Origin of the sequence: Deinococcus marmoris DSM 12784, from assembly GCF_000701405.1 — a bacterium.
Classification (GTDB): Bacteria; Deinococcota; Deinococci; order Deinococcales; family Deinococcaceae; genus Deinococcus; species Deinococcus marmoris.
This window is the reverse complement of the sequence record NZ_JNIV01000019.1, coordinates 1-23,821: the sequence shown is the minus strand read 5'-3', so window position 1 is coordinate 23,821 and position 23,821 is coordinate 1. Positions and strand designations below refer to the sequence as shown.

Here is a 23,821-nt window from a genome sequence, read left to right as displayed (position 1 = left end):
GCTATTTCTTGCAGGTCAGGTCAAAGCGCATGTTGGGGTCCGCCACGGTGTACTGCCCCACGGCGGGCTTCTCGCGGAACAGCAGCAGCATTTTGACGGGCGGGTTGTCCTCCTGCAAATTGGGGCGGCTGAAGAAATAGCTCAGGGTTCTGGGCGAGGCCGGGGCAAATTGTTCCGTTCCGCCGGAGCTTGAGCCGGTGCGCGTGAGCTGCGTTCCGTCTTTCAAGACCAGGATGATCGGATCACCGCCCAGTTGCTGCAAGCTGTTGACGAACAGTTTATTGGGCCTGGCACTGGCGTTGGCGTATTTCACGTCCACCGTCCAGCCTGTGTTGAAGCCTGTTCTGGCCGGAGTGAAGGCCGCGCTCTGCACCGTCACGCGCCAGTTGCCGTTGAACAGCTCCTGTTTCAGGCAGCCCTCCAGCGCGCGGGTCTGGGTGGCCCCGCCCGTGATCCCGACGCTCAGGGTGCCGCCGCTGACCGCCGAGGCGATGCCCAGTTCCTTGAGGACACTGAGGGGCACGTAGGTCTGGCCGCCGACCACGACGGCTTTCGTCGCGTGCGCCTTGCCGTTCACGACAACTGGCAGAGAACTCTGCACGTTCTGGGCGCTGGCGGATGCCCCGAGGCCCAGCACGATCAGGGCGCTGAGGGCGAGGTTTCTATGCTGGGCAGATGCGGATTTCATGGTCATGGACGGCTCCTGGGGCGGCCAGCCGGAGAGGAACGCTGGACGCTGATCTGAAGAATAAACGGGAAGGCATGATCGGCCCGTGACCGGGTTTGTCGTTTTGCCTCTCCCCTCCCCTACCGACCCAACCGTCTATAAATCTCACGGTGTCGTCTGTGTGCGGCTGACACAATGGGGACATGAATCTCGCCCCTCCCTCTGATCTGTTCGATGTCGCCATCGTCGGCGCTGGCCCGGTGGGGCTGGCCGCCGCCATCGCCTGCAAACGCGCGGGCCTCAGCTACGTGGTGCTGGAAAAGGGCTGCGTGGTCAACGCCATTTTCGAGTACCCCACGTACATGTCGTTTTTCACCACGGCCCCAGAGCTGGAAATCGGCAACCACCCTATGGTGACGGGCCACGACAAGCCGGACCGCCGCGACGCGCTGATGTATTACCGGCTGGTCTCCCAGCGTGAGGCGCTGAACGTGGAGCAGTACACCTCGGTGACGGCGGTTCACGCTGCCCCGGCGGGATTCACGCTGGAAATCGAGCGCCGCGACGGCACGCCGGACACCGTGGAGGCCCGGCGCGTGGTGGTGGCCACCGGATATTACGACAACCCCCTGCACCTGGGCATCCCCGGCGAGGACAGCGACAACGTCAGCCACTATTACACCGAGGCGCACCCCTTCATGGGCCTGAACGTGACCGTGATCGGCGCGGGCAATTCGGCGGCAGACGCGGCGCTGGACCTGTGGCGCGGCGGCGCAAAGGTGACGATGGTTGTCCGCGCCCCCGAGCTGAAAAGCACCATCAAATACTGGGTGCGCCCGGACCTGGAAAACCGGATCAAGGAGGGCAGTATCGCCGCAGAGTTCAATTCGCGCGTGGTGGACATCGGCCAGGACACCGTGAGGGTGGAGGGAGAGGACGGCGAAACCTTCGAGCTGCCCACCCATTTCACCTTCGCCCTGACCGGCTACCGCCCGGACCTGTCTTTTTTAGAGGGCCTGAATCTGGCGCAGCAGCCTGACGCCTGTCTGGTGCTGGACGAGCATTACGCCAGCAGCACGCCGGGCCTGTTCGTGGTGGGCAGCGCAGGTTTTGCGGGCAGGACCAATCAGGTCTTCATCGAGAACGGACGCCACCATGCGGATCTGGCAGTGGCCGAAATCGCGCGGCAGCTGGCCGGACATGCGGAATTGCAGGCGCACTGATGCCCCCTCACAGACGGTCAACCGGTGCGTGGGATACTGACGGTATGAGGTCAAAATTTCGCCTGCGCCTGGGCCTGGGTGCCGTAGTTCTGACGGCGGCGCTGGGTCAGGGCATCGCCCAGATACCGTCCATCCCGGCACTGCCACTGCCCGCCCAGCCCACGTCCCCAGAGCCGTTGCCCGCCCCGACACCGGAGCCTGCGTCTGTTCCCGAACCTGCGCCCGTGCCAGAGCCAGCATCTGCTCCCGAACCTGTGCCAGAGCCGCCCGCACCGCAGCCCACCCCCACGCCGGAGCCAGTGCCCCAGCCTGCGCCGACGCCAGCGCCCATCAAGGCACCTGCCTTCAAAGCACCGCTGCTGATCAATGTGGAAACCACCATCCCGGCTCTGGTGGGCGGCAAAAAAACCACGGTGCCGCTGACCCGCACACTCACCATTCCTGGCCCGCGCATGGCCCTCATCCGCCAGAAAGGCGGCGTCTCAGCCAGTCTGGACGCTGATCTCAAGACCTTCGTGAATGGGCTGTCGGGAAAAGCGCAGGACGCCCGATTCGAGGAACTGTGGGACGGCTGGGCAGTGGTGCAGCGTAACGGCCTCCAGATCGACCTGGAGGCAACCCGCGCCAATGTCCTGGCCACCATCAAAGATCCCAGGGGGGTCAAGGCCAGTGTGGTGGTCAAAGGACAGACACCGCCCAAGCAGACGCTGGATTTCTTCCTCTCTAAAGGAATCACTGCACATCTCGGGACCGGTGAGACCAATTACTACGGCAGCAGCGAGGACCGCGTGACCAATATCCATGTGGGCGCAAAGAACTTCAGTGACCGGCTGTTCGAGGGCAAGACTTTTTCTTTCAACCAGTTCGTCGGCCCCGTGACCTCCCGCAACGGGTACGTGACCGGGCTGGTCATCGCCGGGGACCGCACGGCCAGCGGCGTCGGCGGCGGCATATGTCAGGTCAGCACCACGCTGTTCCGCACCCTGTACGGGGCCGGGCTGCCCATCGCCCAGCGCCAGAACCACTCGTACCAGGTGCATTATTACGATCCACAGGGGCTGGATGCCACCATCTACCAGCCCAGTCTGGACCTCAAGTTCGCCAACGATACAGGGGGCGCGCTGTGGTTCCAGACCGAATGGGACGACGAGGCCGCCAGCCTGAGCATCAGCGTGTTCGGCAAGGCGCGGGACTTCACCGTGGAGATCGGCAAACCGAAGACACTCAGCTCCACGCCCGCGCCCGCTGACCGCCTGATCCCCGACGCGACGGTTCCTGCCGGGCAGCGCAAGCAGATCGACTGGGCCGCCCCCGGCGCAGTGATCGAGGTCACGCGCAAACTGGTGAAGGACGGCAAGACCATCCGGCAGGACACGCTGAAGAGCAGCTACCGCCCCTGGCCGAATATCTTCCTGGTCGGCACAGGCCGCTGAGCAGGGCTAAACGGAGAGGGAGAGGTTTGAACGCCTCTCCCTCTCCCCTTTTGTCTCTGCTATTCCTCGGCTTCAAAACCCAGCAGGCCCAACACCCGGTCCAGTTCCTCGCGGGAAGAATAATTCAGTTCTATCTTTCCCTTATCCTCCCCGGTGATGCGGACGCGGGTGCCGGTGCGGCGGCTCAGGTCCAGCTCCAACTGACGGTAGGTGCGCGGCGGATTGACCTTGATGGGTGCAGCGGTGCGGCTCTCGCGGCGTAGCGCCTCCGCCTCACGGACATTCAGACCGCGCGAGGTGATCTGCTCCAGCGCCCAGGCGCGGTCCGCGTCCGGCTGGGCCAGAATCGCACGGGCGTGTCCGGCACTGATCTGGCCGCCGTCCAGCGCCCGCAGCGCGCCTTCCCCCAGGGTCAGCAGCCGCAGGGCGTTGGACACGGTACTGCGGCCCTTCCCCACCGCCTGCGCCACCCGCTCCTGATTCAGCCCGTGGTCCAGCAGCGCCTGATAGGCCCGCGCCTCTTCCAGCGGTCCTAGATCCTCGCGTTGCAGGTTCTCGACGATGGCGATTTCCAGCGCCTCACGGTCTCCCAGATCGCGGATGATCACCGGCAGTTCCCCTAGCCCGGCCAGTTGGCTGGCCCGCCAGCGCCGCTCCCCGGCCACGATCTCGAAGGATTCGCCGCGCGGGCGCACCAGCAGCGGCTGCAACACGCCCTGCTCGCGGATGCTCTGCGCCAGTTCGGCCAGAGAACCCGGATCAAAGACCTGACGCGGCTGGTAGGCGGCCTGCACGATGCGGCTGATGTCCAGCGTCTGCACTCCCCCGGAGCTGACTGTACCCGCCGCCTCGGCCACCGGACGGGCCAGCAGGGCGTCCAGCCCACGGCCCAGACTAGATTTTTTCGACACGCGACATCACCTCCTCGGCCAGCCGTTTATAGGCCGCCGCACCGCTGGACAGGGGCGCGAAGGCGTTGATCGGCTTGGAAAAGCTGGGCGCTTCCGACAGGCGCACGTTGCGTGGGATCACGGACCAGAACACCAGTTCCCCGAAGTGCTGGCGCACCATCGTCTCGACTTCCTGGGCCAGATTGGTGCGCCCATCGAACATGGTCAGCACCACGCCCAGCACCTTCAGGCGCGGGTTGAGGCCGCCCTGCACGCGCTCCACCGTTTCCATCAGCCCTGCCAGACCTTCCAGCGCGTAATACTCGGCCTGCAAGGGAATCAGCAGGGCGTCGGCGGCAGCCAGCACATTGACGGTCAGCGGCCCCAGCGAGGGCGGCGCGTCCACCAGGATCAGGTCATAGTCGCCCAGAGTGGTCAACAGGCGGCTCAGGGCGTCGGGATCGTCGGCCAGTTCCACACCTGCTCCGGCCAGATCAGGAGTGGCGGGCAGGATATCCAGGCCCGGTTGATCGGTGGGGCGGATGCATTCGGCAGCGCGGGCCGGGTCTTCCAGCGCCTCGTATAGTCCCACTTCCGCGCCGCGCAGTCCCAGCCCACTGGTGGCATTGCCCTGGGGGTCCATATCAAGCAGCAGCACCCTGCGCCCCCCTGCCGCCAGATAGGCCGCGAGGTTGATCGCAGTGGTGGTCTTTCCCACCCCACCCTTCTGGTTCACCAGACCCAGCACCTTCATTGCGCTGCCCTACTGTGTGGCCTGCAACCGTGCAGCCCTCTGTTTCGCCCGTCTTCCATCAAGTCAACCTCACCTTTGGGGTCCACTTTAGCGTGCCTGCTTTGGCGCTGCGTTCCAGAACAGCGGTTGAGCCGTGGGAAGGCCCTCGCGCCGGGGGTACTTGGAGGACGTGGGCTTGAGTTTCTCGATGATGATCAGGGTCCGCGCGTCACCCAGAACGGGTAATTCAAATGGGTCCACCACCTGAACCTTGCCGCCCACCTCGCCTGCCGCGCGCCGTCCGGCATTCAGCTCCTCGGCGGTAATGTCCCCTTTCTGCGCCACCAGCAGCCCTCCTTCACGCAACAGGGGCAGGGCCAGCTCGGCCAGCACCGGCAGCGAGGCCACGGCGCGCACCACCACGCGGTCATACTGCTCCCGGTGTTCTGGGTCCCGTCCCAGCGCCTCTGCCCGGCCCACCAGCGGCACGACCTGATCCAGACCGAGTTGCGCCGCAGTCTCCCGCACGAAATCAATCTTCTTGCGGGTGGAATCGACAGGCGTGAAGTGCAGCTCCGGCCTGACCAGCGCCAGGGGGAAGGTGGGAAATCCTGCTCCCGTTCCCAGATCGAGAACACTGAGCGCCCCCTCCAGGTAGTTTCCCCGCAGGCAGGTCAGCGAATCCACGAAATGCTTGAGAACGATGTCCTCTTCCGTCTTGAGTGCCGTCAGGTTAAGACGGGTGTTGCCTTCCTGAAGCAGCTCAAACAGGCGCTCGAAGGCAGGAAGCTGTGGTTCGATCTTCAGCCCCAGTTCGCCTGCGCCCTGCTGCAATAAATCCAGACCCTCGCGGTTCATAAGCCGTACCTCACTTTCATATCGCTGTAACGCTCAAAGACATGCCCATCGATGCTTTCCAGCGGCAGACGGTCCAGCAGGGGCAGCAGCGTTTCCCGCAAAACCTGCCCCCTCGCCATCCACTGGTAATAACTTCGTCCGCCGTGTTCGTAGGGACCGTACAGCTTGGACCCTGGGCACAGCCGCACCATCGTCTCGAACAGCTTCTGATGCCGCGTGTGCATCCGCAGCGTGATCTGTGGCTGCTTACCGTCGCCCCCAAAATGGCCCTCGCCGATCAGGATACCCAGCAGCAGTCCCTCTTCAAATGTATTCAACCGCGCCCCCCGTTTGTTTCACCGTCAAGTTTCCCGTGAAACACAGTGCGCGTCAAGAGGCAGGCAGAGTAAAGGCGAACCGAAGTCCGCCAAGAGGGCAGGTCTTGTTTCACCGTCAAGTTTCCCGTGAAACGCCCTGCTTTTTCAGATGCACCAGCAACGCCCCAATATCAGCATGTCGCACCCCGGAAATGCGGGCAGCCTGCTCGATGGTGCCTGGGCGGGTGCGCCCCAGCTTCTCGCGGGCCTCATTGGACAGCGACAGGACGGCGGCGTAATCCAGCCCCTCCAGCTTGAGATCTCTGGCACGGGCATCCGAATCGAGTTGAAGGCGGGCGCGCTGGATATAGCCCGCGTACTTCACGCGGATTTCTACTGCTTCACGTTCTGAGGCATCCACATCTGCTGGCAGTGAGATGCCCAGTGCCTCGATATCCGCCAGATGGAATTCGGGACGGCGGAGCCACGCGTCACCCGTCTGGCCGTTGCTTCTCTGTGCGGCAAGAGCAGCGATACCCCCAGCAATGCGCTGATATTTGGCCTCCACCCGTACCAGCTCGGCGTCCGACACCAGACCCAGCCCGTGCCCAAGCGGCGTCATGCGTTCGTCGGCATTGTCCTGACGGACCAGCAAGCGGTGTTCCACGCGACTGGTCATCATGCGGTACGGCTCGTCGCTGCCCTTAAACACCAGATCATCGATTAGCACACCGATATAACCCGTTTCCCGCCCAATGGGTTCCGTCTTCAGCTCCAGCGCCCGTCGCGCGGCTGCGGTCCCAGCCACCAGACCCTGCGCCGCCGCTTCCTCATACCCACTGGTGCCGTTGATCTGGCCTGCGGTAAACACGCCGGGCAGCAGGCGTGATTCCATATTCAGGCTCAGTTCGGTGGAATCCACCACGTCGTATTCGACGGCGTAGGCATAACGCTGCACCACCGCGTTCTCAAAACCGGGGAGGGTCCGCACCAGTTGATCTTGCAGATACGGCGGCAGCGAGGAACTGAACCCCTGCAAATACACCTCGCTGGTCTGAATGCCGTCCGGCTCCACAAACAACAGGTGGCGGTCATGGTGGGCAAAACGCACCACCTTGTCCTCAATGCTGGGGCAGTAGCGGGGGCCTTTGCCCTCGATATCGCCGGAGAACATCGGGGACTCTTGCAGATTGTCGTGAATGAGCTGATGCGTCTGGGGGGTGGTGTGGGTCTGCCAGGTGGGCGACTCCTGGGCGCGTGGTCCGGGTATGCCAGTGAAACCACGGGGCTGTGGATCAGCCGGGATCTCCAGCAGGGCAGAGAAGTTCACCGAATCGGCCCGCACACGCGGGGGCGTTCCCGTCTTGAAACGCTTCAGCACATGCCCAGCCCGTTCCAGTGGGGCCGACAGAAAACGCGATGGTGGCTCGCCCTGCCGCCCCTCCGCACGAGACTGCCGCCCATACCAGGTGATGGCCCGCATGAACGTGCCCGCCGCAATCACCACACTGCGGCAGGGAAGACGGCGGCCATCGGTGGTGATAACCAGCCAGCCGCCCTTACCGTCGGGTTCCAGATCAGCGGCCTCGCCACGGATCACGTCAATTTCAGAATGACCGAGAATCACGTCCTGGGCGCGTTCGGCGTAGGCATCACGCTCGTTCTGCACACGCAGGGACTGCACGGCTGGCCCCTTGCTGGCATTCAGAACACGGGTATGGATCGCGGTATCGTCGGCCAGACGACCCATCAGACCGCCCAGGGCCTGAACCTCAAAGACCAGTTGGCTCTTGCCTGGGCCGCCCACCGCCGGGTTGCAGGGCATCCGCCCCACCGTAGCCGGATTACCCACCAGCAGACCCACCCGCGCGAATTTGGCCGCCGCCCACGCCGCCTCCAGGCCAGCGTGGCCCCCACCGATCACGATCACATTCCAGCCATTCACCCATTGAGTGTATCTGGGGCCATGCACCGGAACGGTGACCCGTATCGCGGGACGTGGGGGCCGAAACCTGACAAATAAACCCTGGAGTGTTCACCTTCATCTGGTCTTCAAACTGAGAAACTCTTACAATCCGGCATGGACTTCGCCACTCTCCGGGCCGACCTGATCGGAACTGACGCCGTGATCAACACGCCTTTCGGGGAGCGGCGGGTGACCTATGCGGATTACGTGGCCTCCGGGCGGGCGCTACGGAGCGTGGAGGAGCGGATCAACACGCTGGCTTTGCCGCTGTACGCCAACACCCACACCGAGGACAGCGCCACCGGAGCGCACAGCACCCACATGTCACATCAGGCCGCCGACTACATCCGGGGCCAACTGGGCGGCGACAAAACCTGCAAACTGGTCTTCTGCGGTTCGGGCAGCACGGCGGCGGTGCGGCGTATTCAGGACATTCTGGGGCTGACGGTTTGCGGCGATCACCGCGCCACGGTCCTGGCTTCCATCCCTGAACACGAGCGCCCGGTGGTCTTCGTCGGCCCCTACGAACACCACAGCAATGAGGTGAGCTGGCGCGAAACGCTGGCCGAGGTGGTGGAGCTGCCTCTGTGCGAGAAGGGCAATCTGGATCTGGACGCACTTGTTCAGGCGCTCAAGTCGCCGCAGTACGCGCGCCGCCCCAAGATCGGCTCGTTCAGCGCGGCCAGCAACGTGACCGGCCTGCTGACCGACACCCGCACGGTGGCGCGCATCCTGCACCAGCACGGGGCCTACGCCTTCTTCGACTTCGCGGCCAGCGGCCCTTATGTCAAGATCGACATGAAGCCAGGAAAACCGGACGGCTACGACGCCGTGTTCCTCAGCCCGCACAAGTTCGTGGGGGGTCCGGGAACGCCGGGGTTGCTGTGTTTTCAGGAGCATCTCTACCACCTGAATGTCCCCAGCACAGCGGGGGGCGGCACGGTGCGCTATGTCAGCCGCACCAAGCAGGTGTATATCGAGGATATCGAGGCGCGCGAGGATGCCGGAACCCCCGCCATTCTGGGCAAGGTTCGCACGGCGCTGGCCTTCAAGGTCAAGGAGCAACTGGGGGTAGACGAGTTGACGGCGCGTGAGCATGAGCTGTTCGCCCGTGCGCTGGAGCGTCTGGGAACCAACGAGCAGATTCAGATTCTGGGCAATCCGCAGGCCGCCCGCCTGGCCTTCCTGTCTTTCCTGGTCAAAACGGCGGACGGCAGCTACCTGCATCCCCGGCTGGTGGTCCGCCTCCTGAATGACCTGTTCGGTATACAGGCGCGCGGCGGCTGTGCCTGCGCCGGACCCTACGGCCATGTGCTGCTGAACATCGACGACGAGCGCAGTGAGCGTTATATGCAGTGCGCGCTGTCCAACATCGACGGCCTCAAGCCCGGCTGGACCCGCCTGAACCTCGCGCCGTGGGCCAGCGATGAGGAAGTGGAATTCATCTTGAGTGCCATCGAATTCGTGGCCGAACACGGGGCGCGTTTTCTGCCGCTGTATGACTTCAACTGGATGACTGGGGCCTGGACCCACGCGCAGGATGAGGCCCCGATGGACCTGTTCGGCGATCAGCGCCCACAGACAGGTGAGGGAGAAGTACCCTTCGCCTTCTATCTGACAGAGGCGCGGCGGATTTTAGAGACCCTGGAGCCAGCAGGGGAGGGGAGAGCTGTTCCCGAATACGTCCCCGGCGATCTGGTGTTTTTCGCGCACTGAACGGGATCCAGGCTCTCCCCACCAATTCTGAATCCACCTGTCGTCCAGACCCACTGGACGGCCCCTCCCCCTGCCTTCCTCACTCGCAGCGGCTAGAATGCCTAACGCCCGTTAGTTTAGACATCAGTGAGACAGATTCCGCCGATGGCAGAGAACGTTCCAGCCTCTGCCGCCCGCTCAGGAGGCCCGCCCCAGATGACCACATCAACTCTGGTTGAACCCTTGCCCGTTACTGGAATTCAACCCTTCACCAAAGAACCCATCCGCTATATCGGCGAGGACGGCCTGCCCGTTCAGCCCCTCCCCGCCGCCTACACCCCCGAACGCCTGCGCGAGTTGCACGGCGTGATGCTGCGCGCCCGCGAGTTTGACCGCAAGCTGATCACGCTGCTGCGGCAGGGGCGCACCACCTTCTACGCGCAGTCCAGCGGCATGGAGGCCACCCAGGTGGGACTGGCGCATTCGGTCCGGCCCGGCCACGACTGGGTCTGGCCGTATTACCGTGATCACACGCTGGCGCTGGCATTGGGCGTGCCGATGTTCGAGCTGATCAGTCAGGTGCTGGGCAGCAACTCCGATCCCAGCCGGGGCCGCCAGATGCCTCACCACTTCGCCGCCCGCAAACAGAACTTCGTCTCTATCAGTTCATCGATCGCCAATCAGGTGCCGCCCGCCACAGGTACGGCGATGGCCCAGAAGTACCTGGGCACCGACGAGATCACCATCTGCACCTTTGGCGATGGAGCCACCAGCGAGGGCGACTGGCACGCCGGAATGAACATGGCCGGGGCGATGGCCGCACCGTGCCTGTTCGTCTGCGAGAACAACCAGTGGGCCATCAGCACCAACCTGCGCGGTCAGACCGCCAGCGAGAACATCCATATCAAGGCTAAGGCGTACGGGATGCCCGGCTTCTATGTAGACGGCAACGATCTGGTAGCCGTCATGGAAGTCTGCACGCACGCCGCTGAGTGGGTGCGCGCCGGAAACGGCCCCGCGCTGGTGGAATGTCTGACCTACCGCGTCGGCTCCCACAGCAACGCCGACGCCGACGCCGAGAAGCACTACCGCACCCGCGAGGAAGTGCAGGAGTGGCTGGGCCGTGATCCGGTGGTGCGCGTCGAGAAACTGCTGGAACACCTGGGCCATCCCATCGGGTCCGAGGAACGCGCGGGCATGATCTCCGCCGTTCACCGCGAGGTGGATGAGCAGGTCATCCGCGCCGAGGCCACCGGACAGCCCGACTGGCGAATCATGTTCGAGGACGTGTACGCCGACATGCCCGCCCATCTGCGCGAGGAAGCCGCCATGCTGCGGGCCGAGCAGGAAGGGGAGAGAAAATGACCGCCACGCAGGAGAGGAAAACCGAGACGGCCACCCCCGGAACCCGCACTATTAACCTGATCACCGCCATCACCGAGGCGCTGCATGAGGAAATGGAGCGCGACAGCCGCGTGGTGCTGTTCGGTCAGGATGTGGGCGCACGCGGCGGCGTGTTCATGGCCACCGCTGGGTTACAGGCCACCTTCGGCAAGAAGCGGGTGTTCGATACCCCCCTGAGCGAGGCGGCCATCGTGGGCGCAGCCGTGGGCATGGCGGTGCGCGGCCTGCGGCCCGTGGCCGAGATCCAGTTCGCCGATTACATGGGGCCGGGCTTCGATCAGATCATCTCTCAGGCGGCCAAGATGCGCTACCGCAGCGGCGGGCAGTACACCTCGCCAATGGTGATCCGCACCCCGTCGGGCGGCGGCGTCAAGGGCGGCCACCACCACAGCCAGAGTCCCGAGAGTTACTACACCCACACGCCGGGCCTGAAAGTAGTGATGCCCAGCACGCCCTACGACGCCAAGGGGCTGCTGAAGGCCGCCATTCGCGGTGAAGACCCGGTGATCTTCTTTGAACCCAAACGCCTGTACCGCGCGTCTAAAGGCGAGGTGCCGGGCCACGACTACACCGTTAAAATTGGCGAGGCTGCCATCCGCCGCGAGGGAACGGACCTGAGCCTGATCGGTTACGGCGGCGTCATGCCCGATCTGGAACGCGCCGCCGACGCGCTGGGAGCCGAGGGCGTGAGCGTAGAGGTCATCGATCTGCGCAGCCTCGTTCCCTGGGACAAGGAACTGGTCCTCAGCAGCGTGCAGAAGACGGGCCGCGCCGTGCTGGTCAGCGAGGCCCCGCGCATCAGCAACTTCATGGGCGAGGTGGCGTACAGCATTCAGGCCGAAGCCTTCGACTCGCTGCTGGCCCCGGTGGGGCAGGTGGCGGGCTTCGATATTCCGTATCCCTACGTGCAGGACAAGATCTACCTGCCCGGCCCCAACCGCATCACGGCGGCCTGCGTGCAGGCGCTGAATTATTAACAGCCGCCTGCCGCCCATACAGAGTGCCCGCGTTAAGCTGCGCCCATGAAGCTCAAGCTCAACCCTGACCTGCTGCGTCCGCTGCTGGGCACCATCGGGCTGATGATCGGCTTCGGTGTGTACGCCGTGGCGGGCGATCTTCCCCAGCCGTGGCAACGCCTGAGCATCGGTTTCATGTTCGTCCTGCTGGGGATCAGTGCCGTGATCTACGGCAGGGGCGAACGCTGGATTCAGGTGCTGGGCGGCGTACTGCTGCTTTACGGCGTCCTGCGGATGTTCGTGATCGGGTAGGCAAGCCAGATTCCTGGGTTGTCCCGCAACCCACAAGCCACATTCCACCTCCGAGGTAATCCGTGAAAGAAATTCTGCTCCCCGAACTGGCCGAAAGCGTTGTCGAAGGCGAAATCCTCAAGTGGCTGGTGGAGGAAGGCGACACCATCGCGCTGGAACAACCCCTGTGCGAGGTCATGACCGACAAGGTGACGGTGGAACTGCCCAGCCCGGCAGCAGGCATCCTGCATAAGCGCATGGCGCAGGAGGGCGACGTGGTGGCCGTTCACGCCGTCATCGCCCTGATCGACGAGGGGGGAGAGTCGGCAGCTACGCCCAGCCCCACCCAGGCCATTCAGGACAGCGGTGAGAATCCAACGACCGCCGACGCCCAATTGCCCCCACAGGCGCTGGAGGAACGCGAGCAGATCGCCCAGGAAGATCAGGGCGGCAGCATCGTTGAGGCGGGCCACATGAAGGGCGGGGCCGACGACGATTCCAGCAGCCTGTTCAAGGCGTTTGCCTCTGACGAGCAGGTGAAAGTCCAGGGCCTGGGCAGCCGCAGTGGCAGCGGCGCACCGGGCAGTTCCACCGCCGGGACGGGAACGCTGAACCGTGAGCCTGCGCCTGCCGCCCGCGCCGATGGCCGGGTGCTGGCCGTTCCTGCCGCACGTCAACTGGCCCGCGAAATGAACCTTGATCTGACGCAGGTGCAGGGCAGTGGCCCCAACGGACGCATCCGCGTTCAGGACGTGATGGAGCATGGGCAGGGCGGGGAAGAGCAGGCGGCTGCACCTCAGTCGGCAGCTCCAGCGCAGGCGCAGGCTCCCCAAACCCAGAGCGCACCTTCACAGCCCGCCGCCAAAGGTGCAGGTGGAATGCCCGTCGCACCCGTCCAGTACCGCACGCCCAAGGGCTATGAGCATCTGGAAGACCGCGTGCCGCTGCGGGGCATGCGCCGGGCCATCAGCAACCAGATGCAGGCCAGCCACCTCTACACCGTCCGCACCCTGACCGTGGATGAAGTCAACCTGACCAAGCTGGTGGAGTTCCGGGGGCGGGTCAAGGGCGAGGTGGCGGCGGCGGGCGTCAAGCTGTCGTACCTGCCGTTTATCTTCAAGGCGGTCACGGCAGCGCTGAAGAAGTATCCCAGCCTGAACACGTCCTTCGACGAGGCCAGCGGCGAGATCGTGCAGAAGCGGTATTACAACATGGGCATGGCCGTCGCCACCGACGCGGGGCTGACCGTGCCGGTGCTGAAAGACGTGAACCAGAAAAGCATCTTCGAGCTGGCGCGCGAAGTCGTTGATCTGGCAGGCCGCGCACAGAACGGCAAGCTGGCCCCCGACGAACTGGCGGGCAGTACCTTCTCGATCACCAACATCGGCTCGATTGGCGCGCTGTTCTCTTTCCCGATCATCAACGTACCGGACGCCGCCATTCTGGGCATCCACAGCATCGTCAAGCGGCCCATTGTGGACGAGAACGACAACATCGTCGTGGCCCACATGATGTACCTGAGCCTGTCCTTCGACCACCGGCTGGTGGACGGCGCGGAAGCGGCCCGCTTTTGCCGCGAGGTGATCCGCCTGCTGGAAAACCCAGACCGCCTGATGCTTGAGGCGATGTGATCCCAACGCTGTGATTTCAATGAAGGGGTTCGCCTGATTCCACCGAACCCCAAGTCCAGATAAAGACGCGCCTCAGATTCATCAAGGGCGCGTCAGTTTGAAGGCTTAAGGTGGGGCATCCGGGGTCAGCCAGAGCAGCCCTATCCATTTTATCCCCCCCACGCCCACTCAGGAGACCCCCTACACTGCCATGATGACCCGCATTTTACTTTCCCTGCTGTGCCTGACGGCCCTGGCCCCTGCGGCAGAGGCGCTGAAGGTTCAGGTCTGGGACCGGGATTTGCAGACCAAAGTGGGCGACGGCGAGACCACCGGCAGCAAGCTGGTCATGCAGTTCGTCGGTGACTATGACGGCCCGGTGGTGGTGCTGTTCGCCCAGACCGACGAGGAAAAGTCGCGCGTCACCTTCCCCGGCCTCAAGAGCAGCTACAACGGCAGCCTCAGCAAGGGGCAACTGACCTTGCAGGTGCCGGGTGCCGCCGGGGCCAGCGCCCCCAACACTTCCCTGACCCTCGGCAAATTCCTGATTCCCTTTAAACTGACCCTCAGCGCGCAGCCTGCTGGACTTTCCCTGAGCCTGCCGGGTCTCAAGACCACAGACACGGCGGCCAAGGAAAGTTCCGGTAAAAGCGGCGCGGCTAAGGACAGTTCCGCCAAAGACGTCAAGTAGACCCGCCCCACCCCCAAGGAGACCGCATGCTGGCGCAGATTCTGGTTGTAGAAGACGATCCACATCTCGGGCCGCTGCTCAAGGAATACCTGTCGGGCGACTATCAGGTGCATCATTCCGCCACCCTGCGGGACGCGCAGTCGTGGCTGGGCATGCACAGCGCTCAACTGATCCTGCTGGACCTGAACCTGCCCGATGGCGACGGTCTGGATCTGGTGCAGTCCCTGCGGCAGTACAGCAGCACCCCCGTGCTGGTTCTGTCCGCCCGCAGCGGCGTGCAGGAGCGCGTGGCCGGGCTGAATGCCGGGGCCGACGACTACCTGACCAAGCCCTTTGCCATGCCGGAGCTGGACGCCCGAATTACCGCCCTGCTGCGCCGCACCGCCGCCGGGACCGGGGTGAATCTGGGCAACACCAGCCTCAGCACCTCCAGCCTGCTGCTGACGGTCAACGACAAGAGCATCAATCTGACCGAGCACGAGGCGCGCATTCTGGAACTGATGATGCGCACGCCCGAACGCGTGTTCTCACGGGCGGATATCGAATCGCATCTGTACGGCTGGGAAACGCCCAACAGCAACAGCGTGGAAGTGCGGATCTCGCAGCTTCGCAAGAAACTGGAGCAGTCCGACAGTGACCTGAAGATTCGCACCATCCGCAACGTCGGCTACGTGCTGCAAGCATAAAACAGATGTTGCCAGACACCCGCCCCGCCCCGAATGCTGCGCCCGCCGCACCACACAGGCGGGGCGCGGTGCTGACGCCGGGGGCCGGAATGGCGTCGGCGCGGGTGGCGTGGCGGCATAGCCTGCGTTTCCGGCTGGCGGCCACCTACAGCCTTCTGGCGCTGGCTTTGATCATGCTGATCAGCCTGGGGGTTGTGACGCTGCTTCTTGCGCGTATGGATCAGCAATTCAATGACCGTCTGAATGAGCGTGCCGATACGCTGGCCGAAACTATTACCACGGTTGGCGCGGGTCTGGGCAAACCGGTCGGCGGGGCCAGTGCATACACGATGGTGATTGACAGCGACAACCGTGTTGCCTTTGCCAGTCCGATTTTAAAATCCTATTTCGACGCTCCTTTCCCCTTTCAAGGTCAATCGCGCGTTCCCATTCAGGACACCTCGGTGCGGGTGGCGACGCGCGATGCTGGAGCCTTCGGGACCCTGTGGGTGGGTCTGCCCGAGGACGACCTGATCGCCGCCCGCCAGAGCGCCGCGAGTGCCCTGCTGATCGCGCTGGTGTTCACGCCGCTGATCCTGCTGCTGGTGGGCTGGTGGGTGGGCCGCCGGGCACTGTCGGGGTTGCAGGGGGCGGCGAATCTGGCAGACCAGATCGACCCTGGCCGCAGCCTTGCCACGCTGCCCCTGCCTGCGCGCGAGGACGAGGTCCACCGCCTGCTCAGCGCCATCAACCGCCTGCTGGTCCGCATCGAGGCCGGGCAGGCCCGCGAGAAGCAACTGCTGGGCCAGATCGTGCATGAGCTGGGCGCACCCCTGACCGTGTTGCAGGCCAGTCTGCGCCGCGCCGAGGAACGCACCGACGACCCGGAAGTGCGCCGCGCCGCGCTGGTGGCCGACGAACTGACCTTTACCACCCAGGACCTGATGCAACTGGCACGCGGTCAACTGGAGCTGAAGCTGGCGTGGCATTACATCCCGGCGCGCACCTTGCAGGAACGGCTGGAGCGGCTGGTGCCCGGCACGCTGTACGAGGGTGACTGGACCGGCGGCATCCTGTGCGACCCGGACCGATTAACGCAGGCCGTCCGCAACCTGCTGGCGAACGCCCGCCGCGCCGCAGGACCAGAGGGCAGCGTGAAACTGACCCTGGAAGAAAAGGCGGACCACCTGACCTTCACCGTGCGCGACAGCGGTCCCGGCCTGCCCCCCGAACTGGGCGAGCGCATCTTCGAGCCGTTCATCAGCGGCGCGGGCAGCAGCGGTCTGGGCCTGAGCGTCTCGCGGCAGATCGCGGTGATGCACGGCGGCCACCTGAGCGGCGGCAACCACCCTGGTGGCGGCGCTCAGTTCGTGCTGAGTATTCCCGGCGCGGCGCTGGGGGACGAGGACTAGAGCGGGCAATGAAGAGGAGACGGCTGGGGATTAGACCCGCCTGCCCTCCAGAAAAATGAGTGGCGGGGCGGGGCAAGATGGATGTCCCGCCAGGGCGTTTCCAGCAGTGACATCATCCAATTGGTGAACTTTCGCATATCTCTGTTCAGGTGATCCCCACGCCGACGGAGAATTTATGACCCGCAATGAAACCGAGTTCAAGACCGCCCTGCCCCTTCGCCCCACTTCCCCGGTGGCCATGGTGCCCGCAACGAGAGACACCCTGGCCTGGAAGATCGACGCGCTGGAACTCCGCATGGTGGGCTGGTGGGCGCGACACGGCATTCTGCTGCTGCGGCTGGCGCTGGGCGTGGTGTTCTTCTGGTTCGGCGTGCAGAAGTTCTTTCCGGGCCTGAGCGTGGCGCAGGACCTCGCCACCAACACCATCTCGGTCCTGACCTTCGGCCAGGTCTCGCCGAAGGTCAGCCTGCCGGTGCTGGCCACCTGGGAATGCCTGATCGGGCTGGGGCTGCTGTCCGGGCGTTTCCTGCGCCTGACCCTGCTGCTGCTGTTCGCGCAGATGGCGGGCACGTTCCTGCCGCTGGTGTTCTTTCCCACCGAAACGTTCAAGATCGTGCCGTGGGTGCCCACCCTGGAAGGGCAGTACATCATCAAGAATCTGGTGCTGATCGCGGCGGGTCTGGTGGTGGGGGCCACCTCGCGCGGGGGCCGCATCATTCACAGCGCAGTGGCGGCACAGACGGCAGAAAACACGCAGAACCTGCACGCCCGCTTCCGTCGCCGTTTTCACCGGAATCCCGAGGCGTAAATAGACTGGGGCAGCGTGTCTGGGACCGCCGCCCCGCTATGCTGACCGCGTGACCACTGCCGCCCAGACCTCCGACGCCGCCTCCGAACTGCTGGCCCTGCTGATCCTGCGCCTGACCCCCAACCTGGGGCCGCGCAGGATCGAATCTTTGCGGCGGCATTTCGGCAGCGCGCGGGCGGCCCTGCATGCGCCTCTGCTAAAGCTGCGTGACGTGCCGGGACTGGACTCTAAAAGTGTGGCCGGCATGGGCAACCCCAAAGCAGCGGCGGGCGCACAGGCCGAACTGGAAAAGGCCGCGCGCATGGGCGTGACCCTGCTGGGCCGGGGGCTGGACGGCTATCCGGCGGCGCTGGAGGCCCTGATTGACCCGCCCCCGGTGCTGTGGGTGCTGGGCGACTTGCCCGAACTGGATGTGGTACCGCGCGCCGTGGGCATCGTGGGCACGCGGGCGGCCAGTCCGTATGCGGTCAGCCTGACCCGCAGGATTTCCGGCGATCTGGCGCGGGCGGGCGTGGTGATCGTCAGCGGACTGGCGCGCGGCATCGACACGGCAGCGCACGGCGCGGCGGTGGAGGCCGGCGGCCAGAGCATCGGCGTGCTGGGCTGCGCCGTCAACGTGATCTACCCGCGCGAGAACGAGCGGCTGGCCGAACGCCTGACCCTGATCAGCGAATACCCGCTGGACACTGGCCCGGCGCAGCACCACTTCCCAACGAGGAACCGTTTGATCGCCGCACTTTCCGCCGGAACGCTGGTGGTGGAGGGCGAACGCAAATCCGGTTCGCTGATCACTGCCACCCATGCGCTGGAATGCGGGCGCACAGTCTTTGCGGTGCCGGGCAGAGCAGGCGATCCCCGCGCCGCTGGCCCACATGCCCTGCTTCGCGACGGCGCGGTGCTGACCGAAACGGCCCAGGACGTGCTGGATGAACTGGGCTGGGGTCAGGCCCCCACCGCTCCTATTCCCGATCTGCCACCCGAGCAGGCCCGCGTGCTGAAGTCCCTGACCGCCCCCGCCACGCTGGACGATCTCCAGGCCACGACGGGCCTGCCCCTGCCCGAGCTTCAGACCGCGCTGGTCATGCTGCAACTGATGGGCCTGGCCGAGGAAGTGGGCGGACGGTGGGCGCGGCGCTGAGCGTAAATCTCCTTGGCTCCCTTTTGAGGGGAGCTGGCTGCGTAGCGGACTGAGGGGTGGGACCGTGGGAGCCACCCTGGAACATCGCGGAGCCGGTCACCCATGCTGAGGCCCGAAATCCTTCTCCACATCCACACGCGGCGGCCCCGGCAACGTCACGCCCTCGCGCGCAGGTTCGGCCAGCTCAGGCAGCAGACTTTTCATCCCGGCGCGCAGATGGCCGTCAACGCCCTCAATGCCATCCGAAAGCGGATCGAGGCTGAGCGTCCAGCCTCCGCCCGGCCACAGCGTCTCCAGCATCAACGCCTCGCCTCTTTGCAGCGCGGTAAGTTCCAGATCATCGATGCGGACGCGGACGCCCTGGCGGGTGAAGCGAACTTTCATACCCCCTATTCTGCCCGCTCTATGGTGGGGCTATGAACATCCTGATTCTGGGCGGCACGCAGTTCGTGGGGCGGCATATCGTGGAAGCGTTTCTGGATTCGGGCCACAAGGTCACGGTCCTGACGCGCGGCAAATCAAAGGACGAACTGCCCGAAGTCGTCGAGCGCCTGCACGGGGACCGCAACGAGGGCGCGGCGGGCCTGAGCGCGCTGGAAGGCCGGGAGTGGGACGCCTGCGTGGATGTCAGCGGCTACACGCCCCAGCAGGTCCGCGCCAGTGCCTCGGCCTTGCAGGGCCGCGTGGGGCGCTACGTTTTCGTCAGCACCGTCAGTGTCTACGCCGAGCCGGAGCGCCATCCGGTGCGCGAGGACGATCCCCTGTCCGCACCCGCCGCCGAGGAAGTGACCGAGGTTTCGGGCAAGACCTACGGCCCCCTCAAGGTCACCTGCGAGAACATCGTCCACGAGGTCTACGGCGAACACTGCACGGTGCTGCGCCCGCAGATCGTCGCCGGGCCGTTCGATCACACCGCGCGCTACCCGTACTGGGTGGACCGCGCCGCGCGTGGAGAAACCGTGCTGGCCCCCGGCGACGGCCAGGATTATCTTCAAGTCATTGACGCCCGCGATCTGGCGCGTTTCACGGTCAAGGTGGTAGAGGACGGCACCGACGGCACCTTCAACATGTCCGGGCCGCGAATTAGCTGGACGGAGTTTATGAACGTGCTGGGCGTCTCAGGTCCGGTCTGGGTGGACGGCAAGACGCTGGAGGCGAACGGCCTAGGCTCTAAAGAACTGCCCGTCTATCTCTCCGCAGACGGCGAGCAGGGCGGCATGATGGACGTGGACAACGCGCGGGCGATGGCAGCAGGCCTGACCCTGACCGACCCGGCGGTGACGGCGCGCGATACGCGGGAATGGAGCAAAGACGCGGACCTTCAATACACCCTGACGCCTGAGCGCGAAGCGGAAATTCTGGCGTCGCTGGGCGGCTAATCCGGCTCACCCAACTTGGCCGGGAGGCCAGGATATGGGTGATATGCTGCCTCACGCTACGCATTACGGAAGGGAGGTGCGCGCCTATCTCGCAGGAAATCTGGTCGGACGTGCTGGGGTACGTCCGCAAAAATATCTCGGAAGTCGAGTACCACACCTGGTTTGCCCCGGTCAAAAACCTGGGGGTCAAGGAAGGTTCGCTGGTGCTGGGCGTCCGCAACTCGTTTGCTCAGGAGTGGTTCCGCAAGCACTATCTGGAGCTGCTGGAAGACGCCCTGCGCTCGCTGGGCGCGCAGAATCCGCAGGTCAGCTTTCAGGTGCTGCCCGCCTCGCAGGACACCCTCTTTTCACCCGCCGACCCGCCGTCCCCGCCCAGCAGGTCGCCGCCCAGCGCACCCGGCGGCCCCTCGGCGCAGGATCAGGCCGAGAACCGCAAGCGGCTGAATCCCAAATACACCTTCGAGAACTTCGTGGTGGGGCCGAACAACAACCTCGCCCACGCGGCGGCGATGGGCGTGGCCGAATCCCCCGGCAAGGCTTACAACCCGCTGTTCATCTACGGCGATGTGGGCCTGGGCAAGACCCACCTGATGCATGCGGTAGGCCACTACATGTCCGAGCGTTTTCCCGACAAACGCATCGAATACGTGTCCACCGAGTCGTTCACCAATGACCTGATCAACGCCATCCGCGACGACAAGATGACCCACTTCCGCAACCGCTACCGCAGCGTGGACCTGCTGCTGGTCGACGATATCCAGTTTCTGGCGGGCAAGGAGCGCACGCAGGAGGAGTTCTTCCACACCTTCAACGCGCTCTACGAGAACCACAAACAGATCATCCTCAGCTCGGACCGTCCGCCCAAGGACATCCAGACGCTGGAAGGCCGTCTCAGAAGCCGTTTCGAGTGGGGCCTGATCACCGATATCCAGTCGCCGGAGTACGAGACGCGCGTGGCGATTCTCAAGATGAACGCCGAACACAACCGCATCGATATCCCGCAGGAAGTGCTGGAACTGATCGCCCGACAGGTCACCAAGAACATCCGTGAACTGGAGGGCGCATTGATGCGCGTCGTGGCCTTTTCCAGCCTGAACAATGTGCCGTTCTCGCGCGCCGTGGCCGCCAAAGCCCTGAGCAACGTCTTTGCGCCGCAGGAGGTCAAGGTCGAGATGATCGACGTGCTGCGGCAGGTGGCGGCCCATTACAACATGCCCCCAGACGTGATCCGTGGCGCGGGCCGGGTGCGTGAGGTGGTGGTGCCGCGTCAGGTGGCCCAGTACCTGATCCGTGACCTCACGGACCACTCGCTGCCGGAAATCGGGCAGTTTTTCGGCAAGGACCACTCCACGATCATGCATGGCATCAACAAGGTCACGGAGCAACTGGGCAAGGATCAGGAAGTCACGGCCTCTGTGGAACTCCTGCGCCGCAAAATGCAGGGGTTGGATGAGGACGATTTTGACACATAATCCTGTCATCAGATTCTCCTGCCACTTAAATAAGTTCCAAAACCCGTTCCAAAACGGTGTGCGGAGTTTCACAAGCTGTGGATAAACCTGTGGATAACCTGTGGATAACCCCGTTTTTTCTGTGGATAAAATTGTGGATAACTCGGGCTTTTTCCACCCCTGTGGATAACCCCCCTTTTTATCCACAGGTTATCCACAGGCAAGTGCCACTTATCCACAATTTTGTCCACAGGCCAAACCTGCGCCCAGCGCAGTCGCAAGGCACTTTTCCACAGTTTCCACAGGCCCTATTACTACTACTACTATCTTTTATAGTTATTTAAAGACAGGTAAGAGATAGAGGTTGGAAGCTAATCCAGAAAATCTAGACTCAGTCCAAAAAGTGAGACCCTGAAATGAGCCAGAATCTCCAGATGGAATCCGCGCAGAAAAAAGCCAGACTGCAAAAAATCAAACCCCCGCAAATCAGGCAAGTCACCGCAGAGGTCCAGGCATGAAAGCGCACGTCACTAAAAAAACCTTGAGCGAGGGCCTGGGTCTGCTGGAACGCGTGGTCCCCAGCCGCAGCAGCAACCCCCTCCTGACCTCGCTGAAGGTCGAGGCCAGCGAGGCAGGGCTGACGCTGAGCGGCACGAATCTGGAAATCGACCTGTCGTGCTTCGTGCCCGCCGAGGTGCAGGAGCCGAAGGATTTTGTTGTCCCGGCGCACCTTTTCGCGCAGATTGTCCGCAACCTGGGCGGCGAACTGGTGGAACTGGAACTGGTGGGGCAGGAGCTGGCGGTGCGTTCGGGCGGCTCGGATTTCAAGTTGCAGACCGGCGACACCGAGGCGTACCCGCCCCTGAGCTTCCCCAGCAACGCGGACCTGAGCCTGAACGCCGAGGAACTGGCCCGCGCCCTGGGCAGCGTGCGCTACGCCGCCAGCAACGAGGCTTTTCAGGCGGTCTTCCGGGGCATCAAGCTCGAACACCACGCGGATACCGGCTCGGCCCGTGTGGTGGCCAGCGACGGCTACCGGGTGGCGATCCGCGATTTTCCGGTCAGCGGTGACGGCAGAAACCTGATCATCCCGGCCCGCAGTGTCGATGAGCTGATCCGTGTGCTGAAGGACGGCGAGGCCCGGTTCACCTACGGCGAGGGCATGCTCAGCGTGACCACGGACCGCGTGCGGATGAACCTCAAGCTGCTGGACGGCGACTTCCCCGATTACGAGCGCGTGATCCCCAAGGACATCAAGCTTCAGGTCACGTTGCCCGCCACCGCCCTCAAGGAAGCAGTGAACCGCGTAGCCGTGCTGGCCGACAAAAACGCCAACAACCGCGTGGAATTTCTGGTGTCCGAGGGCCAGTTGCGCCTGGCCGCCGAGGGCGATTATGGCCGCGCGCAGGACACCCTGACCGTCACGCAGGGCGGCGTGGAACCGGCCATGAGCCTGGCTTTCAACGCCCGGCATGTCCTCGACGCCTTGGGTCCAATCGAGGGGGAAGCCGAGCTTCTCTTCTCCGGCTCTACAAGCCCCGCCATCTTCCGCGCAAGCGGTGGAGGTGGCTACATGGCTGTCATGGTCACGCTGCGCGTCTAAGGGGCCAGTGGGGGCCGTTACGGGGCATATATGGATACTCACTGGAGGACGAAATGATCTAGCAGAGCAAAAGAGCATGGGCGATCCGCCTTCCGCCAAGAATCAGGATCGCCCAACAGTCCAGAAGAAAAGTGGCTTTGCGTCACGCTCCTTCCGTGTGCCTACGTTACTCGCCCCCAGCTTTCATCTCAAGAGTTGGTCCGAGGATTTGGGTGCGGATGCCGATTGGGAGAAAATTTTTGAACCCGTCTTTTTATCGTCTGTTGCTTGCCATTATCGCTTTAGTTGCGTTAACTCTGGTCATTGCTGCCACCTCAACGACAGATAGCAATGGTTCGGACAGTTTTGACGAAAAGTAGGGGTGGCCCAAAAAACGGGTCTCCGGTAGGGTGAGGTTCTCAAGCCCACACCCAAGGAGACCCAATGACTATTTTACCTGTGCTGCTCACCCTGCTCAATCTCCCCGCTGCCCAACAGCGTTTTTTCCTCCACCTGATGCCGGTGTGGCAGGCCATTCCTGGCCGAATCAATGCCCTGAATCTCAGCCGTTACAGCGGACTCCACGAACGTACCTTCCGCCGATGGTTTCAAAAGGCCCTCCCGTGGAATACGCTCCAATGGAGCGTACCGGAACTCCTCGTGCGGCTGGGCG

General features: G+C 63.9%; 22 protein-coding genes and 1 pseudogene. 16 read left to right on the top strand and 7 right to left on the bottom strand.

Annotated elements, in window-relative coordinates:
• Nucleotide 1 precedes the first annotated feature (1 nt).
• Complete coding sequence (locus Q319_RS25395) at nucleotides 2–694, bottom strand: hypothetical protein (protein WP_029481226.1); 693 nt, start codon at nucleotides 692–694, stop codon at nucleotides 2–4.
• Nucleotides 695–870: 176 nt separating this feature from the next.
• Here Q319_RS25395 and Q319_RS0106275 point away from each other — a divergent pair, with 176 nt between their 5' ends.
• Nucleotides 871–1,890, top strand: coding sequence for a YpdA family putative bacillithiol disulfide reductase (locus Q319_RS0106275; RefSeq protein WP_029481225.1), 1,020 nt, complete (start codon nucleotides 871–873; stop codon nucleotides 1,888–1,890).
• 44 nt (nucleotides 1,891–1,934) lie between these two features.
• The gene (locus tag Q319_RS0106270) at nucleotides 1,935–3,323 is read left to right on the top strand and encodes a VanW family protein (RefSeq protein ID WP_029481224.1); all 1,389 of its coding nucleotides are present in this window, start codon (nucleotides 1,935–1,937) and stop codon (nucleotides 3,321–3,323) included.
• Between the two features lie 59 nt (nucleotides 3,324–3,382).
• On the opposite strand, the gene parB is transcribed toward Q319_RS0106270, so the two are convergent.
• The 5 genes from parB to mnmG all read right to left on the bottom strand — a co-directional run bounded on the left by parB (nucleotide 3,383) and on the right by mnmG (nucleotide 8,045).
• Nucleotides 3,383–4,234 (bottom strand): ParB/RepB/Spo0J family partition protein ParB, encoded by an 852-nt coding sequence (parB, locus tag Q319_RS0106265; protein ID WP_029481223.1) that lies wholly within the window; start codon nucleotides 4,232–4,234, stop codon nucleotides 3,383–3,385.
• The gene (locus Q319_RS0106260; RefSeq protein ID WP_029481222.1) at nucleotides 4,218–4,967 is read right to left on the bottom strand and encodes a ParA family protein; all 750 of its coding nucleotides are present in this window, start codon (nucleotides 4,965–4,967) and stop codon (nucleotides 4,218–4,220) included. Before Q319_RS0106260 ends, parB begins: the two co-directional genes overlap by 17 nt.
• Nucleotides 4,968–5,054: 87 nt before the next feature.
• A complete protein-coding gene (rsmG, locus tag Q319_RS0106255) occupies nucleotides 5,055–5,804 on the bottom strand; it encodes a 16S rRNA (guanine(527)-N(7))-methyltransferase RsmG (RefSeq protein WP_029481221.1) in 750 nt (249 codons plus the stop codon).
• The gene (locus Q319_RS0106250; RefSeq protein ID WP_029481219.1) at nucleotides 5,801–6,121 is read right to left on the bottom strand and encodes a hypothetical protein; all 321 of its coding nucleotides are present in this window, start codon (nucleotides 6,119–6,121) and stop codon (nucleotides 5,801–5,803) included. The genes rsmG and Q319_RS0106250 overlap by 4 nt, the downstream gene beginning before the upstream one ends.
• Nucleotides 6,122–6,236: 115 nt before the next feature.
• Nucleotides 6,237–8,045 carry a tRNA uridine-5-carboxymethylaminomethyl(34) synthesis enzyme MnmG gene (mnmG, locus tag Q319_RS0106245; protein ID WP_029481218.1) on the bottom strand — a complete coding sequence of 603 codons (1,809 nt, stop codon included), beginning with the start codon at nucleotides 8,043–8,045 and terminating at the stop codon, nucleotides 6,237–6,239.
• Nucleotides 8,046–8,180: 135 nt separating this feature from the next.
• Here mnmG and Q319_RS0106240 point away from each other — a divergent pair, with 135 nt between their 5' ends.
• The 10 genes from Q319_RS0106240 to dprA all read left to right on the top strand — a co-directional run bounded on the left by Q319_RS0106240 (nucleotide 8,181) and on the right by dprA (nucleotide 18,736).
• On the top strand, nucleotides 8,181–9,782 hold the full coding sequence (locus tag Q319_RS0106240) for an aminotransferase class V-fold PLP-dependent enzyme (protein WP_029481217.1): 1,602 nt from the start codon (nucleotides 8,181–8,183) through the stop codon (nucleotides 9,780–9,782).
• 195 nt (nucleotides 9,783–9,977) lie between these two features.
• The gene (locus Q319_RS0106235; protein ID WP_051655151.1) at nucleotides 9,978–11,126 is read left to right on the top strand and encodes a thiamine pyrophosphate-dependent dehydrogenase E1 component subunit alpha; all 1,149 of its coding nucleotides are present in this window, start codon (nucleotides 9,978–9,980) and stop codon (nucleotides 11,124–11,126) included.
• A complete protein-coding gene (locus Q319_RS0106230) occupies nucleotides 11,123–12,142 on the top strand; it encodes an alpha-ketoacid dehydrogenase subunit beta (protein ID WP_029481215.1) in 1,020 nt (339 codons plus the stop codon). Before Q319_RS0106235 ends, Q319_RS0106230 begins: the two co-directional genes overlap by 4 nt.
• A gap of 45 nt (nucleotides 12,143–12,187) precedes the next feature.
• Nucleotides 12,188–12,433, top strand: a complete 246-nt coding sequence (locus tag Q319_RS0106225; RefSeq protein ID WP_029481214.1) for a hypothetical protein — start codon at nucleotides 12,188–12,190, stop codon at nucleotides 12,431–12,433.
• A 62-nt stretch (nucleotides 12,434–12,495) separates the two neighbouring features.
• The gene (locus tag Q319_RS0106220; protein ID WP_029481212.1) at nucleotides 12,496–14,043 is read left to right on the top strand and encodes a dihydrolipoamide acetyltransferase family protein; all 1,548 of its coding nucleotides are present in this window, start codon (nucleotides 12,496–12,498) and stop codon (nucleotides 14,041–14,043) included.
• A gap of 193 nt (nucleotides 14,044–14,236) precedes the next feature.
• Complete coding sequence (locus Q319_RS0106215; protein ID WP_211252334.1) at nucleotides 14,237–14,713, top strand: hypothetical protein; 477 nt, start codon at nucleotides 14,237–14,239, stop codon at nucleotides 14,711–14,713.
• A 26-nt stretch (nucleotides 14,714–14,739) separates the two neighbouring features.
• The gene (locus Q319_RS0106210) at nucleotides 14,740–15,399 is read left to right on the top strand and encodes a response regulator transcription factor (RefSeq protein ID WP_029481209.1); all 660 of its coding nucleotides are present in this window, start codon (nucleotides 14,740–14,742) and stop codon (nucleotides 15,397–15,399) included.
• Nucleotides 15,400–15,404: 5 nt separating this feature from the next.
• Complete coding sequence (locus Q319_RS0106205) at nucleotides 15,405–16,790, top strand: sensor histidine kinase (RefSeq protein ID WP_081845917.1); 1,386 nt, start codon at nucleotides 15,405–15,407, stop codon at nucleotides 16,788–16,790.
• A 175-nt stretch (nucleotides 16,791–16,965) separates the two neighbouring features.
• Nucleotides 16,966–17,598 (top strand): DoxX family protein, encoded by a 633-nt coding sequence (locus Q319_RS24265; RefSeq protein ID WP_081845916.1) that lies wholly within the window; start codon nucleotides 16,966–16,968, stop codon nucleotides 17,596–17,598.
• Nucleotides 17,599–17,647: 49 nt separating this feature from the next.
• Nucleotides 17,648–18,736, top strand: a complete 1,089-nt coding sequence (gene dprA / locus Q319_RS0106195; protein WP_029481206.1) for a DNA-processing protein DprA — start codon at nucleotides 17,648–17,650, stop codon at nucleotides 18,734–18,736.
• Nucleotides 18,737–18,832: 96 nt separating this feature from the next.
• Here the strand turns inward: dprA and Q319_RS0106190 are convergent, their stop codons facing one another.
• The gene (locus Q319_RS0106190) at nucleotides 18,833–19,120 is read right to left on the bottom strand and encodes a hypothetical protein (protein ID WP_029481205.1); all 288 of its coding nucleotides are present in this window, start codon (nucleotides 19,118–19,120) and stop codon (nucleotides 18,833–18,835) included.
• A gap of 32 nt (nucleotides 19,121–19,152) precedes the next feature.
• On the opposite strand from Q319_RS0106190, the gene Q319_RS0106185 reads away from it, so the two are divergent.
• The 4 genes and pseudogenes from Q319_RS0106185 to Q319_RS26900 all read left to right on the top strand — a co-directional run.
• Complete coding sequence (locus Q319_RS0106185) at nucleotides 19,153–20,115, top strand: NAD-dependent epimerase/dehydratase family protein (protein WP_029481204.1); 963 nt, start codon at nucleotides 19,153–19,155, stop codon at nucleotides 20,113–20,115.
• Nucleotides 20,116–20,225: 110 nt separating this feature from the next.
• Nucleotides 20,226–21,587: a chromosomal replication initiator protein DnaA gene (dnaA, locus tag Q319_RS0106180; protein ID WP_415812943.1), complete on the top strand. Its 1,362-nt coding sequence runs from the start codon at nucleotides 20,226–20,228 to the stop codon at nucleotides 21,585–21,587.
• 493 nt (nucleotides 21,588–22,080) lie between these two features.
• The gene (gene dnaN, locus Q319_RS0106170) at nucleotides 22,081–23,169 is read left to right on the top strand and encodes a DNA polymerase III subunit beta (RefSeq protein WP_029481201.1); all 1,089 of its coding nucleotides are present in this window, start codon (nucleotides 22,081–22,083) and stop codon (nucleotides 23,167–23,169) included.
• Between the two features lie 423 nt (nucleotides 23,170–23,592).
• Nucleotides 23,593–23,821: pseudogene (locus tag Q319_RS26900) on the top strand (hypothetical protein); the annotation flags it as partial.

Bases quoted from the DNA above. Each gene is read 5' to 3' on its own strand.
- Q319_RS0106230 (WP_029481215.1), top strand. From the start codon at position 11,123: ATGACCGCCACGCAGGAGAGGAAAACCGAGACGGCCACCCCCGGAACC.
- Q319_RS0106235 (WP_051655151.1), top strand. From the start codon at position 9,978: ATGACCACATCAACTCTGGTTGAACCCTTGCCCGTTACTGGAATTCAA.
- Q319_RS25395 (WP_029481226.1), bottom strand. From the start codon at position 694: ATGACCATGAAATCCGCATCTGCCCAGCATAGAAACCTCGCCCTCAGC.
- Q319_RS0106270 (WP_029481224.1), top strand. From the start codon at position 1,935: ATGAGGTCAAAATTTCGCCTGCGCCTGGGCCTGGGTGCCGTAGTTCTG.
- Q319_RS0106260 (WP_029481222.1), bottom strand. From the start codon at position 4,967: ATGAAGGTGCTGGGTCTGGTGAACCAGAAGGGTGGGGTGGGAAAGACC.
- Q319_RS0106225 (WP_029481214.1), top strand. From the start codon at position 12,188: ATGAAGCTCAAGCTCAACCCTGACCTGCTGCGTCCGCTGCTGGGCACC.
- Q319_RS24265 (WP_081845916.1), top strand. From the start codon at position 16,966: ATGACCCGCAATGAAACCGAGTTCAAGACCGCCCTGCCCCTTCGCCCC.
- Q319_RS0106240 (WP_029481217.1), top strand. From the start codon at position 8,181: ATGGACTTCGCCACTCTCCGGGCCGACCTGATCGGAACTGACGCCGTG.
- rsmG (WP_029481221.1), bottom strand. From the start codon at position 5,804: ATGAACCGCGAGGGTCTGGATTTATTGCAGCAGGGCGCAGGCGAACTG.
- dnaN (WP_029481201.1), top strand. From the start codon at position 22,081: ATGAAAGCGCACGTCACTAAAAAAACCTTGAGCGAGGGCCTGGGTCTG.
- Q319_RS0106215 (WP_211252334.1), top strand. From the start codon at position 14,237: ATGACCCGCATTTTACTTTCCCTGCTGTGCCTGACGGCCCTGGCCCCT.
- Q319_RS0106205 (WP_081845917.1), top strand. From the start codon at position 15,405: ATGTTGCCAGACACCCGCCCCGCCCCGAATGCTGCGCCCGCCGCACCA.
- Q319_RS0106210 (WP_029481209.1), top strand. From the start codon at position 14,740: ATGCTGGCGCAGATTCTGGTTGTAGAAGACGATCCACATCTCGGGCCG.
- Q319_RS0106275 (WP_029481225.1), top strand. From the start codon at position 871: ATGAATCTCGCCCCTCCCTCTGATCTGTTCGATGTCGCCATCGTCGGC.
- Q319_RS0106185 (WP_029481204.1), top strand. From the start codon at position 19,153: ATGAACATCCTGATTCTGGGCGGCACGCAGTTCGTGGGGCGGCATATC.
- Q319_RS0106190 (WP_029481205.1), bottom strand. From the start codon at position 19,120: ATGAAAGTTCGCTTCACCCGCCAGGGCGTCCGCGTCCGCATCGATGAT.